The organism is Brucella pseudogrignonensis (assembly GCF_031454375.1).
Lineage (GTDB): Bacteria > Pseudomonadota > Alphaproteobacteria > Rhizobiales > Rhizobiaceae > Brucella > Brucella pseudogrignonensis_A.
In genome coordinates this window covers 62,266-77,783 of sequence record NZ_JAVDQT010000004.1, presented here as the reverse complement: position 1 = coordinate 77,783, position 15,518 = coordinate 62,266, and the positions used below count along the sequence as shown (strand labels likewise).

Below are 15,518 nucleotides of genomic sequence, written 5' to 3'. Positions count from 1 at the left end.
GTCAAATGAAGACCACAGGATTGTTCAAAGCCCTGTTCGTTTCGGCACTGGTTCTCACAACCGCTTCTGCTCATGCAGAGGGCAAGAAGTGGGACAAGATCACGATTGCGACCGAAGGCGCTTTCCGTCCGTATAACTTCACCAAGCCAGACGGCACGCTGGACGGTTACGAAGTTGATCTCTACAAAGATCTTTGCGCACGTATGAAGGTTGAGTGCACGCTGGTTGCACAGCCTTTTGACGGCATCATTCCAGCACTCAATGCTGGCAAGTTCGACGCGATCATGGCTGGCCTTACCGCTACGCCAAAGCGCGAAGAAACCATTGACTTCACCGTCTCCTATGGCCTGACGCCGCAGACTTTCGCCACGCTGAAAGATAGCCCATTTGCGAAGCTGCCACACACGGGCGAAACGCTTTATCTTGCTAAGGATGAGGCTGCCTCTCAGAAGGCAATCGACGACGTTGCTGCTGAAATCAAGGGCCGCACTGTTGGCGTTCAGACCGCTTCGCTTGGCCTTTCGCTTCTCGACAAGTACTTCAAGGATTCGGCTGACATCCGCGAATACAAGACCACCGACCAGCACGATCTCGACCTGAAGTCCGGTCGCGTTGATCTGGTTGTTGCTTCGCTTGCTTACCTTTCAGATGCTGCCAAGAAGCCGGGCAATGAAGACCTCGTTATGACTGGCCCATTCTTCAAGGGCGGCATTCTTGGACGTGGTGTTGCTGTCGGCATTCGTAAAAACGAGCCAGAACTTCAGGCGATGTTTAACGAAGCCATTGAAGCCGCCAAGGCTGATGGCACGATCAAGAAGCTTTCCGAAAAGTGGTTCGGCTTCGACGTAACGCCATAATCTGAATGATGTAAACTTATTGAAACGCCGCCCATTGGGCGGCGTTTTATTTTGTACCCTAGAAATTGCGTTTGTAAAAATCACCTAAACATCTGAAATATATTCCTTATTTATTTCAGGTTTGTGATGAGACTTTTTCAGCTTTTATCTTCTACGGTTGTTACTGGCCTTATGTCTTTGGTTCTGACTGGGCAGACCTTTGCTGCGGCGCAACTATCTATTGCCACGGAAGGTTATCTGCGTCCCTACAATTTTACGCGGCCAGATGGCACCTTGGACGGCTATGAAATCGAACTTGGCAAATATCTTTGCCAGCACATGAAAGTTGAATGCACGTTTGTAGCGCAGCCGTTTGATGGCCTGATAACGGGGCTGAATGCGGGCAAATTTGATGTCATTATGGCTGGGCTGACGGCGACAGCTGCACGCGAACAGATTATCGATTTTTCAACGTCTTATAGCCTTACCCCGCAGGTTTTTGCCACGCTCAAGGGGGGGCGTTATCAGAACTTACCGCAAACCAACCAAACCCTGTTTCTCTCGCAAGACCCCAGCATTGCTAAAAACACGGTGAAAGAAGTACGCGCAGCTTTGGCTGGTGCCATCGTGGGCGTAACCAAAGGGACTGTCGATGATGCGTTGGTCCAAGCATACTTTCGCGATGCATTTACCGTGCGTGAATACAGGTCCGGTGAAGAAGGTCTTCTGGATTTGATGAGTGGCAGGATAGATGCTGTTGTCAATTCCAGAGCATTTTTGAGCGCGACAGCCAAAATTCCAGGGTATGAAAAACTTGCACTTACAGGTCCATTCTATCTCGGCAGCGTTCTTGGCCGGGGCGTGGGTGTTGGTATCAGAAAAAGCGATACGCAATTGCTGAAGGATTTTAACGAAGCGATTGATAGCGCAAAAGCGGATGGCACAATTAAACGACTATCGATGAAATGGTTTGGGTTTGATGTGACACCATGACCATCAGTTTTGACCACTGGTTCGCCGAAAACCGCGTTTCGAATGGCTATCTGCGGTAGCGTATTGAAAAACTATACCTTATTGTTTGGGAGACTATACATAAGAGAGTTTTGACGAAAGCAGCGCTTGATTGACTGATGATTTTGCTCATACGGAGTTGATTGCAGCACTTTCCGCAGTTACCGGCGAACAGCCTCGTATTATGACTGTTCGGCAAGGCATTGCTCTTCCTTCCGGTCCGTTTGAATCTGAGCACAGATCTCTGCAATCTGGATTGCGTGCCTGGGTGCAGGCCGAAACGGCGCATCCTGTAGGTTATCTTGAACAGCTCTATACATTTGCGGATCGTGATCGCCATCGACAGGGGGAGCGCATAATCTCAATCAGCTATCTCGGACTTGTTCGGGAGGTGGATGTGGCTTCTCATCAGGCGAGCTGGCGGGGCTGGTACGATTATTTGCCATGGGAAGATCACAGGCAGGGCGTGCCGGATGGCGTGCATCAATTGAGTGATCGTCTCACTGCATGGGCGCATACAGCCAAATCTGCTGAAGTTGTATCGCAGAGGCTAAGGCGTGCAGCATTTTCGTTTGGGCTTAACGGCGAGCGCTGGAATGAAGATCTTGTGCTTCAGCGCTATGAGCTTCTTTATGAGGCTGGCCTTGTAAGCGAGGCGGGTATCGCGAGTGCAGAAAATGGGCAACATATGTTTGCCGATCACCGTCGTATTCTGGCAACGGCTATTGCGCGGCTTCGTGCCAAGATCAAATATCGCCCTGTTGTTTTTGAGTTGATGCCTGACAATTTTACGCTTCTGCAACTTCAGAGAACGGTTGAAGCGCTGGCGGGTTTACGTCTTCACAAACAGAATTTTCGTCGGTTGATCGAGCAACAGGATTTGGTTGAGGAAACGGGTGAAAGCGATAGTGAAACTGGTGGGCGTCCCGCCAAGCTTTTCCGGTTTCGTTATTCGATTGTTGAGGAGCGGGCACTGACTGAGCGGCATCTTGCTGGTAGCAAGCTGCCATTATCGCGCGATTAGTATCCTCAAAAATATCAACAGACTTGGGATGAGGATGTGTCTTAAAACAAAATTTGGGGTGTTTGGTGCCAACTTCAAACGCTGTTGCGAGCATATGTTAGCCGTGAGAAATTCATTATTTCGACTGTTTAACCGTGGTTAAAAGGTTACTTTGTGTGGTGAATTTTTTCGCAGAATTTACTATGTTTTCCACGCTGATAAATATTTTTATAAATAGGAAAAATACTAAGGACGCCGGTTAAATATTTGGATACTTGTATATGTAAGAGATGTAAGCCTGACCTTGAGGGAATTAGCTCTAATGTTAAGCATTCGTAATGGCAATAACAGGCTGTTTATTACGCTGGCTGTCATTATTGGTGCATTGTTTTCCATTTTCTTGGGGCAGCTTGAATTGGTTCGCCTTTCCTATGCCCAGTTAAACGAATATCGCGATACTCTTCTCTCGCATGCAATCGACGTTGCTAATGACGGTAAGAATACACTATCCGCCCTCAATAATCATGATAGCAAAATATGCTCTGATGATGATTTAACAGCAATGCGTCGCATTGCGTTTAACTCTCATTTTATGAGTGATGTCGGGCGCGTACAAGACAATCACCTGTTATGTACCGCTTTGTGGGGGCGGCTTTTGCAGCCTGAACCTTTGCCGCCTTCTGATAAAATTGTGAAGGATGGGCATCAACTATGGGTGAATGCTACAAATATCGGCCAACATTCCAATGGCGTTGACATGCTGGCGAAGGGATCTTCTATCACCTTCACATCGCCATTTGCCTTTGAGAACTCCGAGCGTCTGAAAGATAATTTAAGTGCTTATGTTATCAGCCATGATGGCCAGCATATCTATCGCTCATTTGGCGATGCAAGTATCTTGCAGACCTTTAAGCCCAACAAACTGGCTTGGTACGATTTGCGTTCGCGTCGGCTTGTGTCCAGTTGTTCTGATGATGTCGATATATGCGTTATTGTTGGGCGGTCTGGCGTGAGCATGTTGCAACAACCGATTGGCGTGTTGTTGACGATAGGGGGGCTGGGTGCCGTGGTTGGTGGCGTGCTTGGTATCGCTGCGGTGCGCTGGCGGCGCGGGCATTCATCGTTGCCGCAACAGATCAAAAGATCAATCGCCCTTGAGCGATTTAATGTCGTCTATCAGCCTCTTGTTCGATTGCGCGACGAGAAAATCGTGGGCGCTGAGGTGCTTGCGCGTTTATATGATGATCTCAAAAATCCGATCTCTCCAGAGGTGTTTATTCCAGTTGCGGAGGAGATGGGTATTATTGGCGATGTGACACGTCTGGTTATACGAAATGCGCTCAATGAGATGCAGTCTTTGCTCAAAACGAATGAGGATTTTTATCTCAGCATTAATGTATCTGCTGAAGACGTGTTGGATATGTCATTGCGTAATTTTCTTGATGAAGAGGTGAAGCGTCATGATCTGTCGGCGCATCAAATCATATTAGAAATAACGGAACGCTCAACAGCCCACCACAATCATCTCATCGAGGGAATGACATCGTTTAACCGGCTTGATTATAAGTTCTTCATTGATGATTTTGGTACGGGTTATTCCAACTTGGCTTATCTGGCAAAGTTGCCTATCGACGGTATCAAAGTGGATAGGATGTTTACACAGGCCATTGGAACCGAGGCGGTCAGCGCCGAGATTGTTGAGAATATCTGCAATATTGCACGGCGTCTCGATTTGAAGCTGGTGGTCGAAGGGATAGAAAAGCCCGAGCAATTGGCCTATGTGCTCAAGCTGCATTCAGATGCAGTTGGACAAGGGTGGCTGTTTGGCTATCCGGTTTCGGCAGCGGACTTTCAACAGGGCAAATATGCCAGCCAAAATGCGGTTCTATGACGGGCGCATTTGATTTGTTTGAGACCGAAAATACCGTCGTTTTGGATTTAAGACCTCGCACCTCTGACACTTTAGTATCATTGGATTTAACCTGGAGGTGCGACATTTTGTCAAAGAGTGATTTTTTTGCTCTGATTATGCAAAAAAAGCTGCTCCCAAACGTCTTACTAATTAGAGATGCGTTGTCGGCTCATAACAGCCTGCAAATCTTCCCGAGAACAGGAATGACTAAATATGACTGACGTTACGACATTAGAGAAGCCAATTGTGCTTTCACGTTCCAAGCGCTTAAAGGCGCGCACAACTGGCACTCACGAGCGTCTCGATCAGAGCATCATGGCCTGTGATCCCTTCGCAAGCCGTGAACGCTATTCCCTGTTTGTAAAAGTGCAATACCAGTTTCACCGCGATATTGATGCGCTTTATGATGATTTGCAGCTCGACGCAGTGCTTCCAGATTTGAAGGGGCGCCGCCGTTTTGAACTGGTTGCTCAGGACTTGCGCGATCTTGGGTTTGATTTTCCTGCTGATGATGGTGAGCCGGCTTTCGCAGCAGCCAGTGAAGTCGATCTGCCAACGGCTCTTGGTTGGCTCTATGTTGCCGAAGGTTCAAACCTTGGGGCAGCGTTTTTGCTCAAAGAAGCGCTGAAGCTCGACCTTTCTGAAGAATTTGGAGCCCGACATCTCGCTGGAGCGCCAGAAGGTCGTGGCCTTCATTGGCGCAGTTTCACAGCAGCGCTTGATTCAATTGACCTCACCCATGCCGAAGAAGAACGCGTTGTTGCCGGTGCAGAAGCAGCCTTTCGCCGCGTTCATGCCTTGGTGCGCGAAGGTTTCCGCGATCTGATTTGACCTTGCTGCGGCGATGATGGATGGGCGTATCCATTTCAGGAAACCAGAAGCATAATCCAGGGTTCACTGTGTCGGCATTGGTTGCGAATGGTTTTCTTTATCGGTGATGCGGCTCCGGGGCGCGCAGAGCTTTGAGATCAACGACGATATGAAGTAAAGATTGTTGCAATGCGATTTACCAGACAAGCTGAGCTTTCGATTGAACTTCTCGTGCTTTGTGCAAGAGCCGCTGGCGATAATGCGGTGACAACCCGCGATGCAGCAGAAGCGACCGGAACGACAAAAGATCACGCAGCGCAGATCGTGTCGGACTTGATTCACCACGGCTTTTTGGTTGGAACACGGGGGCGTGGGGGCGGCATTCGTCTGGCCCGGCCAGCGCATACAATCAATGTTGGCACGGTGTTGCGATTGGTACAGCCCGGTTTTGAAGATCATGCGCAGGCATCAGAGCAAGCTGGTTCCAATTCGGCTTTCGGAATGCTGCTGCAAGCTGCAATGCGCTCTTTTGTGGCGGCCTTTGATGACTTCACTATTGCTGACTTGAGTATTGAGACGAGCGATGGGCGGCTTGCTTGTCTTGATTGCGATCTGCGTAATTTAATCAACCACGGTCAGATGTTATCCGAGCTTCGGCGCAGCGACGAGCATAGCCAGTCGCCCGCTCTTGTCGACTAACTATTATTGTCAAACATTCTGGGCGTTTTTTCGACCCTAAAATATCCCGCTATTTTTACCAATGTGGCGGACTGTTCATATGAAAACGCTGGAAAATTTCCATACTCAGATAGTCTTCGTCAAAGCTTGCAACTTGCGTAAGAACTGGCTTGTTTAAAAACTCGACCATATTGTTACGGAAGCTCAGCAGGTGATTGCTGCGTAATTCGCGTAGCATTCTATTGATATGAATAGATGTTAGCCCCAATGCGTCACCCAATTCCGTTTGGGTGAGAGGGCAGTAAAAAGATACATCATTGCCGGTGCCGTTTAAACGCGCACGATGGCCTAGTTCCAGCAACAGATGTGCGACCCGAACAAGCGCACTGCGTCGCCCAATGCTGATGACATGCTCGACAAGAATAGCGCGTTGTCGCGCCATAAGTTCGATGAAGGTCATTGCTAGTCGGGGCGATTTCACCAAACACTCGGTCAGGTGATCAAGAGAAAGCTCGAAGACGGAGAGTTCTGTCACGGATAGAAATGTATAATAATTAAATCCGATTCCAGTCCGGAAGCCAAGAAAATCGCCTTTCATTGGGAAGTCCAGAATTTGGCGATCGCCATCAACCAGATCACGATAGATACAGCCCCACCCCGCTTTAACGATATGGAGTGAGTTTGCCCAGTCGCCCTGACTGCTGACGACACTATGGGGTGCATAGGTTTTTACGGAAACTGGAAGTGCACCGAGAATAGCATAATCGCTTTCCTCAAAGGCCGCACGGATAGGTGGGCTCTCCAGAAAGTGGCGCAGCGTTTTTGAATCGTCAGTATTCACCATCATGGGCACTTACCCTGCCGCTGCCTGAACAGTATCTGGAGACTGATTCTATGGCGCTTCATTTTTTTGAAGTTTTGGAGAAGTCTGCACGCTTAATAAGTGTCAGTGAGCGTGGATATTTTGGCAAGGTAGTAATTTCTACCACTAATTGCGTATGTTTCTCGTATTTTACTAAACCATATTTCACATAACTGCCTAATCTAGGTTAATGACACTGCACTAAAATTCGGGCAATCTTTTAATCAATAAAAGCAAAAACAAGAATTGATTACGGGGTTATAAATATATCTCAGAAAAATTAGAAAACAGGCAACCGCCGCGCTTCATTGTTGAGAATTGAAGGCAATGAATCATGCGCATAAATCGGTTTCGAGGGCGAAAAAATGAACTTTTCTCCGCATTTTAACAGCAGAACAAGTGAAATAAAAAATAATAGTCACGTTATGCCGAAAGATGCATCTTTCAAATCAGAGGATTCTTTCGACAGTCTGTTGCCATTACTTGTTATTATCGATAATCGTGCGTTGGATCGTGAATGTCTTGCGCATGGGCTGACAAATCACAGTGTTGAGATGTCGATTGCAACCTTCAGTTCCTTTGAACAATGGCAACATCAGCGTCGCGGCCGAACCGTTGGCGCGGTCCTGTTCAATATCGGCGGACAGAAGGTTTCGGACCCTGCGGTGGGGAATTACCTCAATCGCATTGTTAATGATTGTGCGCCGGCTCCGGTTATTATCCTTGCAGATAAAGAAGACATTTCGCAGGTGCTCAAAGCACTTGATTACGGTGTCAAAGGCTATATCCCGACATCGGTGAATGTGAATGTATGCGTGGAAGCATTACGCCTTGCTATGGCGGGTGGAACCTTTGTTCCGGCAAGCAGTGTGCTGGCGCTGCGTCATGCCACTGATCCCAATTCGCACAGGCTTCAGCCCTTGGGGGGCATGTTCACCCAGCGTCAGGCGGAAGTAGTTAATGCGTTGCGTCGCGGCAAAGCCAACAAGATCATTGCTTATGAACTGAAGCTGCGTGAAAGCACTGTGAAGGTTCATATCCGAAACATTATGAAAAAGCTCAAGGCGTCCAACCGAACAGAAGTTGCTTGTATTATCAATGAGTTGTTCCCTTCGGAAACGTCGTTTTCCGACATTCAGTAAGACGGCCACACAATGGTTCTGTCTCTGAAAATGCTTGAGCGCGCGTTTTGGTCTGCATGGTGAGATCGACGTTACAAATCCTTGTCTAACGCACATCTATATCGAAAGTCGTTTCACACGTTTCGGGATGTGCTCTGAAGGAGACTTTCAGTGATTATCTCCGACGTTTCATCAGCAAACGCGCGGCAGCCGCTGGCTGATCTGCTCGAAACGATCAGGCGAAGACGGATGCTACTGATTGTGCCAGTGGTTGCAGGAGCTTGCATTGGTTTTGCGGGCTATCTTACCGCGCCCGTCAGTTATGTTTCTGAATCTGTGCTCGTGCTGGATATGCGCCGTGTTCAGGCGCTGCCCAATGAAAGCGCTATAACGCCTTTGCCACAGGATAGCCCGGTCCTGCGCTCCGAACTTGATATCATTAGTTCGCGTATGATGGCGCGCAAGGTGATCGACATTTTGCAGGCCGAGAATATCTTTGTTCCGACCGAGTTCCGGTCGCGTACAGTTCTGTCATCTGCTTCTGATACAGCCGCACAGCAACGCGGCGATCGTGGGGTGGATGCTGAAGCGCGCGAACGGCAGCGCATCGATCTTTTGCTTTCGCGTCTTCGCGTAAATAATGATGGCCGGTCCTATACGATATTCATTTCTTATCGTGCTTCCGATCCGGTTTATGCGGCAAAAGTCGCCAATGCCTTCGTTACGGCCTATCTTGACCATCAGATCGATGTGCAGCAATCGGCGGCCCGCCGTGTCAGCGAGTGGCTCGGCGAAAAGCTTGTTACTCTGCGCAAGAACCTTGAAGATGCTGAACGAGCCGCCGAAGATTTCCGGCAAAAGTCGCGCCTTGCAGGTGATCCAGGGCAGGTCAGTTTTCAGGCGCAACGTGTTGCGGCTCTGAATACTGAAATTGTTGCTGCAACGGGCGCAGTGTCACTTGCAGAAGCGCGGTTGCGCACTGCTGAGCAGCTAAAAACCAATAATGAAGCACCAGCATTGACGGAAGTGCTCGCTTCGCCTGCCATACAATCGCTGAAAAACGAGCAGGCACGCGTTGAGCGTCAACTTGATGAGTTGCGATCTAATGGTGCTTTGAAGAGTGCTGAAATTCCCGTGCTCATGGCCGAAAGTGAGGCTCTTAAACAGCAGATTACCGCACAGGTTGACGAAATCATCAAAAGTCTCAGCAATGAAATTCAGATTGCTTTGCAACGACGCACAGGTCTTGAAGCTGCGCTGAAAAGTGCTGAGGCTGAATTGGGGGATGCCAATCAGGCACAGGTAAGTGCTGTGCAGCTTGACCGTGAAGCCAATGCCAGCCGCACGGTGTATGAAAGCTATCTCACGCGCTACAAGCAATTGATAGAGCAGGACGGTATTGCTGTGCCAGAAGCGCAAATGATTTCGGCCGCAGAACCTGCGACGGCAAAAGCCAGTCCTAATCTTGCAAACTGGCTGTTGCTTGGTTTGGGTTTGGGCGCCATGGTTTCACTGTTAGGCACTGTCCTGAGAGAAACTTTCGACAAAATCCGCCCGGCACAAACTGCTTCTTTTGCACTGCCGGGGATTCCGGCGGCAACATTGCTCCCACTATCAAATCACCTGACTGTGCCGCTGCTTGTTAATCGTGGGCTCGATCCAACCAGCCCTTTTGGGCGCGCAATCAAGTCGGTTTATGATCGTTTGCGCGTGCTCACGCGGGGCCGCGATTCACTCGCCCTCTCGGTGGTGTCACTCACTGAAAATGAGGGAAAAACGCTGCTGATTACAGCGCTTGCGCAACAATTTGCAGCTTCCGGCGTTGCAGTCGCCGTCATCGACGCGACCAACCGGCATTCCAGATTATCAGAAGCGTTCGGGTTGCCGGTGAATGAGGATGGCTTTGCGCTACCTGACCGTCAGCTTTCAGGCGCGACGCTTATCCATGATCATGGTTCGGGTATCGATATTATAACGCCGGGTGATCAGCGTCAGGAAGGTGAGTGGCTTTTGGATCTGATTGTTCAGCTTCGCGTCGATCATAAGATCATTCTCGTCGATCTGCCGGCAGCTATGGAGGACAAGCGGACCGTTCTGCTGTCGCGTGCGACTGACACGACACTTCTGGTCGTGCAGCCCGACCAGAAAGACCATTATGCAAACCATGCGCTTATCCAGACGATGGCTTTAATGGGACGCAAACCAGCACTTGCTGTCGTCAACCAGTTTTCAACCTCTTATCGTAGCTGGCTCAATATTGCTTTGGCTTATTGCAGGCCTATGGCGAGAAAGAGCAAAGCATTCCTGCGTTCAAAATTGAATCTGCGCAATCGGTCTGCGGCCAACGCAGAAGATCAGGCATGAGAGGGCAAAATGTCAGAACAATCAAAGCACTCTCATTTGATGTCGCGCTTCAGGACGGCGATGCTATCGGGCTTCATTATGTTTGGTGCAGGCCATGGAGCAATTGCACAACAACAAATACCGGCTCAAACTCAGGCCTATCGCATCAGTCCGAATGATGTCTTGCAGGTCACAGTTTATGGTCAGCCATCTTTGACGGGGCTTTATCCGGTTGATGTGGACGGCAATATCGGCTATCCGGTGGTTGGCAATATCAACGTCAGCGGCCTCACGACGCCGCAGATCAGTGAAAAGATTGCGGCCTCGCTTTCCCAGCATATTCCAGGACTAACCGTGACGGCTGCAATCAATCAATATGCGCCGGTTTTCATTGTTGGCGATGTAAAAGCGCCGGGTAAATACGAGTTTCGTCCGGGAATGGTCGCGCTCGAACTCATGGCATTAGGTGGAGGCGCAGGCAAAGGCGAGGCGCCAGCCGTAACCGCAGGAATGCAGTTGATCACGGCTCAACAGGAATATGCTGATCTGCAAATGCAGATCACAACTACTAATATTCGGCGTGTTCGGTTGCAGGCAGAGTTGAACGGCACGGAGTTTAAATATGACCTGCCGGATCAGCCCGCCGCCAATAAACAGGCCAATGCCCTAAGCCAGCATATGCTGGAAGGTGAAAAGACGCTGTTCAATGTGCGTCGCAATAATCTGGCCGCAGAACGGCAGGCGCTGGAAGCACAAGCGGCCAGTTATGGCGATGAAATTCAGACGCTTCAGCAGAGTATGAAGCTTCATGACGCCGAAATTCAGCTGCTACAAGAAAATGTCGATTCAAGTAAGTCACTGGTGGATCGTGGTTTAGCTGCAAAATCCAACCTTCGTGATATGGAACGCGATCTTTCCGCAACTCGCCGTGATGCATTGGAACTGGCATCGTTTCTGGCGCGCGCAAGGCAAAACCAATTGGCTGTTCAACAGCGCATCGCCAATCTGGAGGAAGTTCGCAAAAGCGAAGCGGCAACGAGTTTGCAGGAACTGGATCTGAATATTGCGCGCATGGAACTGCGCGCCAATGCGCAGCTTCAGACTATGGCAGAAATTGCCAAGTCTTCAGGCAATATTTCGTCTTCTGATATGCGTCAAAAGCTGGTTTTTACCATCAGTCGCAATGTCAAAGGAACGTTTGAGGAGATTGTCGCCAACGAACGCACCGAAATTAAACCCGGTGACATTCTGCGCGTTGAGCTGGATATGAGTAAATTAACCGGATCGCCATCATAAGCATGTGATTTTAATTCAACTTAACCAAAAGGCGCTTCAGTTGATGAAGCGCCTTTTTTATAAGGAAATTTAGCTTCTAAGCGGCCACGGAGTTAGCATTTTCGTTGGCCCAAACACTGTAAACCTCTGCAATTCCATCTTTAAGACGAATGTTAGGTTTCCAGCCCAGTGCGCGCATTTTTGATGTGTCGAGAAGTTTGCGTGGCGTTCCATCCGGCTTGCTCAGGTCATATTCCAACCAGCCCTCAAAGCCAACGACATCGGCTATTGTCAAAGCAAGGTCACGGATCGAAATCTCTTCGCCAGAACCGATATTAACGGGTTCAATACTATCGTTGAAACGCAATAGGTGCACGCAGGCATCGGCAAGATCATCGACATGCAGAAACTCGCGCAATGGTTTGCCGCTGCCCCAAAGCGTGATGTGGTCAGAGCCGTTGAGTTTGGCCTCGTGAATACGACGCATTAATGCAGGCAAAACATGCGATGTATCCGGATTGAAATTATCATTCGGGCCGTAAAGGTTTGTCGGCATTGCTGTCATGAAGTGATTGCCATACTGCCGTGAACAGGCTTGCGCGTATTTGAGCGCTGCAATTTTCGCAATGGCATAGGCTTCATTGGTGAGTTCCAGCGGTCCTGTGAGGAGTGCGGGTTCACTAAGCGGCTGAGCGGCATCGCGTGGATAAATACAGCTGGAACCCAGCCAGAGCAGGCGTTCTGTATTCGACAGATACGCCGCACGAATAATATTCATGCCGATAGCGAGATTGTCGTAAAGGAAGTCTGCCGGATATTGCGAATTGGCAAGAATGCCTCCGACGCGGGCGGCCGCAACAATAATCACGTCGGGTTTGTGCTGCGCGATAAACTCCTCGGTTTCGCTCTGACGTGTCAGATCGAGATCACGATGCGAACTGGTGATGAGGGCACAATCCTCGGATTGAAGCCGTCTTATAATCGCTGATCCCACCATGCCGGTATGACCTGCAACGAATATTTTCTTGCCGGATAACGAATAAACAGGCGCAGGCATTGCATCAGCCATAGAAATCATTGCGTCCTGCCTCTCGCATGATGTTTCGCATATCCCAATCGACCATTTCGGTGACAAGGTTTTCAAAGCCAGTCGTGTGCTGCCAGCCAAGCCGCTTCTTTGCCTTGGAAGCATCGCCCAAAAGGAAATCCACTTCATTGGGGCGGAAATAACGCGGGTCTATTTCAATCAGACACTGGCCGGATTTTCGGTCAAGACCGACTTCATCGACGCCATCGCGGTGCCATTCAATCTGTTTGTCGACAGCTTTGAAAGCATGCTCGACAAATTCGCGAACCGTATGGGTTTCACCGGTAGCAAGTACATAATCGTCGGCAACATCGTCTTGCAAAATGCGCCACATGCCCTCGACATAATCGCGTGCGTGGCCCCAATCGCGCCGTGCATTGAGATTGCCCAGCCGTAGCTTGTCTTGCAGTCCTCTTTCAATGGCTGCTACCGCGCGGGTGATTTTGCGCGTTACGAATGTTTCGCCACGTAGCGGGCTTTCATGATTGAACAAAATGCCGTTTGAAGCATGGAAATTATAGGCCTGACGATAGTTCACCGTGGTCCAATAAGCATAGAGCTTAGCTGTTGCATAAGGGCTTTGAGGCGCAAATGGCGTTTGCTCGCTTTGCGCATGCGGCGAACTATTGCCAAACAGTTCTGAGGTTGAGGCCTGATAGAAACGACATTTATCGCCGAGGCCCAGAATGCGCATGGATTCAAGCAGTCGAAGGGTGCCGAGTGCGTCGGTGTTGGCCGTATATTCCGGTGTCTCAAAACTTACCTGAACATGGCTTTGCGCACCGAGATTATAAATCTCGTCGGGGCGGACTTCCTGAATAACCCTGCAAAGATTGGTGGCATCGGTCAGATCACCAAAGTGCAACTTGAACCTTATGTCTTCATCATGCGGGTCTTGATAGAGATGGTCGATACGCGAGGTATTGAACGAAGAGGAACGCCGTTTAAGCCCATGTACGCGGTAGCCTTTGTTGAGCAGTAGCTCGCTGAGATAGGCGCCGTCCTGTCCTGTCACGCCAATGATGAGAGCTGTCTTTTCCTGCAAGGTCTTGCCTCCGGCCAGAATTCGATAGGCTCATGATAGCGATTTGAGCGCGCAACAGAACGGCTTCAAAACGGTAAGCATCGCGCGTTTTATTCTACTTAGGATGAGAATGAGAACGCGCGTGATATGCGCTGTTTCACCCAAAGAGGTAGGCATCTCGCCCGCTGTCTGCGTTCCCTATGCCATTGGGCTTCTTGCAGTATGGGAGCAGGTACCGCCATGCTGTTAGTAACCAAAGCTACGGGGAGCCAAAGATCATGCGTGTTGTGCTTGCAAACCGGTATTTCTATCCCGATCAGTCAGCGACGAGCCGGATGGTGACAAGCCTTGCGCATGAGCTTGTGCGCGAAGGTATCGAAACAACAGTTCTTGCCAGCCGCAGCTATCACGAGAAAGGCCGCGAGGCACTGCCTGCGCGTGAGATAATTGACGGTGTCGATGTGCAGCGTATCTGGACATCGGGTTTTGGTCGCGGAAAGCTTGTTGGACGCGCAGTTGATTACGCCACATTCCACCTCTCCGCTGCGGCATGGTTTGCTGCCCATGTGAGAAAAGATGACATTTGCGTGGTCTGCACAGACCCGCCTTTGCTTTCGGTTTCTGCGGCTCTGCCCATCCGGTTTCGCCGTGCACGTCTGGTAAACTGGGTTATGGACTTGTTTCCCGAAACAGCCATTGAGCTTGGGCTGATGAAACATCAGGCCGCGTCAGGCAGGTTGGCGGTAGCATTGCGCAACTGGTCGATGCGTCAGGCAGCGCTGACCATTTGCCCTATTGAGCGTATGGCTAGCTTCTTACAGGACAAGGGGATTCCGCCGGAAAATCTGGCGGTTGTACATCACTGGGCCGATAAGAACGAAATCTTACCCATTGACGTCGAAGAGAACGCGTTGCGCCATGCATGGGGCTTGAGCGATAAATTTGTCATTGGCTATTCGGGGAATTTTGGCCGTGCGCATGAATTTACGACCGTGCTCGATGCAGCAGAACAGCTTCAGAGCATTCCGGATGTTGTCTTCCTGATGATTGGGGAAGGGCAGCAGCGCGGATATGTCGAACGCGAGATAAAACGCCGTCGACTAACCAATGTCGTCATGAAGCCTTTTCAGCCTGTGGAGCAGCTTTCCGAGAGCCTTGGCGCAGCCGATGTGCATTTGGTGTCGCTCAAGCCTGAGCTTGAACATTGCATCGTTCCGAGCAAATTTTATGGCGTTCTCGCTGCGGCCCGCCCGACGATTTTCATCGGTGACCCTGATGGCGAAATCGCAAATGTGGTGCGTGATTTCCACTGCGGTTTGTCACTGTGTCCGGGCGAGGTTGAGATGCTGGTAAGTTCGGTAATGTTGCTTAAAAACTCGCAGATTAACCGCAATACCATGGGCAACAATGCCCGCTATCTTATGGAGACGGCCTATTCAAAAGAAATAGGGGCTGCGGTCTGGCAGTCAGCAGTTGGACGCATAGGCAAGAAAAGTGTGTTGAGCGTCATGCCGGTCCTCGACAGGCAGTTCCATGCGGAGAAAATGTGATGGCTG

13 protein-coding genes are annotated in these 15,518 nt (G+C 49.9%); 10 read left to right on the top strand and 3 right to left on the bottom strand.

Annotated elements, in window-relative coordinates; translation table 11 throughout:
- Nucleotides 1-5 precede the first annotated feature (5 nt).
- The 6 genes from J2782_RS13675 to J2782_RS13650 all read left to right on the top strand — a co-directional run bounded on the left by J2782_RS13675 (nt 6) and on the right by J2782_RS13650 (nt 6,271).
- Nucleotides 6-857 carry a transporter substrate-binding domain-containing protein gene (locus tag J2782_RS13675; protein WP_310013476.1) on the top strand — a complete coding sequence of 284 codons (852 nt, stop codon included), beginning with the start codon at nt 6-8 and terminating at the stop codon, nt 855-857.
- 126 nt (nt 858-983) lie between these two features.
- On the top strand, nt 984-1,829 hold the full coding sequence (locus tag J2782_RS13670; protein ID WP_310013474.1) for a transporter substrate-binding domain-containing protein: 846 nt from the start codon (nt 984-986) through the stop codon (nt 1,827-1,829).
- Nucleotides 1,830-1,959: 130 nt separating this feature from the next.
- A complete protein-coding gene (locus J2782_RS13665) occupies nt 1,960-2,871 on the top strand; it encodes an NUDIX hydrolase (protein WP_310013473.1) in 912 nt (303 codons plus the stop codon).
- A 301-nt stretch (nt 2,872-3,172) separates the two neighbouring features.
- Nucleotides 3,173-4,741 carry an EAL domain-containing protein gene (locus J2782_RS13660; protein ID WP_310013471.1) on the top strand — a complete coding sequence of 523 codons (1,569 nt, stop codon included), beginning with the start codon at nt 3,173-3,175 and terminating at the stop codon, nt 4,739-4,741.
- Nucleotides 4,742-4,975: 234 nt separating this feature from the next.
- Complete coding sequence (locus J2782_RS13655; RefSeq protein WP_310013469.1) at nt 4,976-5,593, top strand: biliverdin-producing heme oxygenase; 618 nt, start codon at nt 4,976-4,978, stop codon at nt 5,591-5,593.
- Between the two features lie 168 nt (nt 5,594-5,761).
- Nucleotides 5,762-6,271 carry an Rrf2 family transcriptional regulator gene (locus tag J2782_RS13650; protein WP_310013467.1) on the top strand — a complete coding sequence of 170 codons (510 nt, stop codon included), beginning with the start codon at nt 5,762-5,764 and terminating at the stop codon, nt 6,269-6,271.
- Between the two features lie 55 nt (nt 6,272-6,326).
- On the opposite strand, the gene J2782_RS13645 is transcribed toward J2782_RS13650, so the two are convergent.
- Entirely contained in the window at nt 6,327-7,097 is a 771-nt protein-coding gene (locus J2782_RS13645; protein WP_310013466.1) for a Crp/Fnr family transcriptional regulator, read from the bottom strand.
- Between the two features lie 440 nt (nt 7,098-7,537).
- Here J2782_RS13645 and J2782_RS13640 point away from each other — a divergent pair, with 440 nt between their 5' ends.
- The 3 genes from J2782_RS13640 (at nt 7,538) to J2782_RS13630 (ending at nt 11,872) form a co-directional block, all read left to right on the top strand.
- A complete protein-coding gene (locus J2782_RS13640) occupies nt 7,538-8,254 on the top strand; it encodes a response regulator transcription factor (RefSeq protein WP_310013464.1) in 717 nt (238 codons plus the stop codon).
- Between the two features lie 150 nt (nt 8,255-8,404).
- Nucleotides 8,405-10,597 (top strand): GumC family protein, encoded by a 2,193-nt coding sequence (locus J2782_RS13635; protein WP_310013463.1) that lies wholly within the window; start codon nt 8,405-8,407, stop codon nt 10,595-10,597.
- A 78-nt stretch (nt 10,598-10,675) separates the two neighbouring features.
- A complete protein-coding gene (locus tag J2782_RS13630) occupies nt 10,676-11,872 on the top strand; it encodes a polysaccharide biosynthesis/export family protein (RefSeq protein ID WP_310013880.1) in 1,197 nt (398 codons plus the stop codon).
- Between the two features lie 76 nt (nt 11,873-11,948).
- Here J2782_RS13630 and J2782_RS13625 read toward each other — a convergent pair whose 3' ends face one another.
- Nucleotides 11,949-12,929 (bottom strand): GDP-L-fucose synthase family protein, encoded by a 981-nt coding sequence (locus tag J2782_RS13625; protein WP_310013461.1) that lies wholly within the window; start codon nt 12,927-12,929, stop codon nt 11,949-11,951.
- Nucleotides 12,913-13,983 (bottom strand): GDP-mannose 4,6-dehydratase, encoded by a 1,071-nt coding sequence (gene gmd, locus J2782_RS13620; RefSeq protein WP_310013459.1) that lies wholly within the window; start codon nt 13,981-13,983, stop codon nt 12,913-12,915. Before gmd ends, J2782_RS13625 begins: the two co-directional genes overlap by 17 nt.
- A 257-nt stretch (nt 13,984-14,240) precedes the next feature.
- Between gmd and J2782_RS13615 the strand changes: the two genes are divergently transcribed.
- Nucleotides 14,241-15,512 carry a glycosyltransferase family 4 protein gene (locus tag J2782_RS13615; protein WP_310013458.1) on the top strand — a complete coding sequence of 424 codons (1,272 nt, stop codon included), beginning with the start codon at nt 14,241-14,243 and terminating at the stop codon, nt 15,510-15,512.
- Nucleotides 15,513-15,518: the final 6 nt, after the last annotated feature.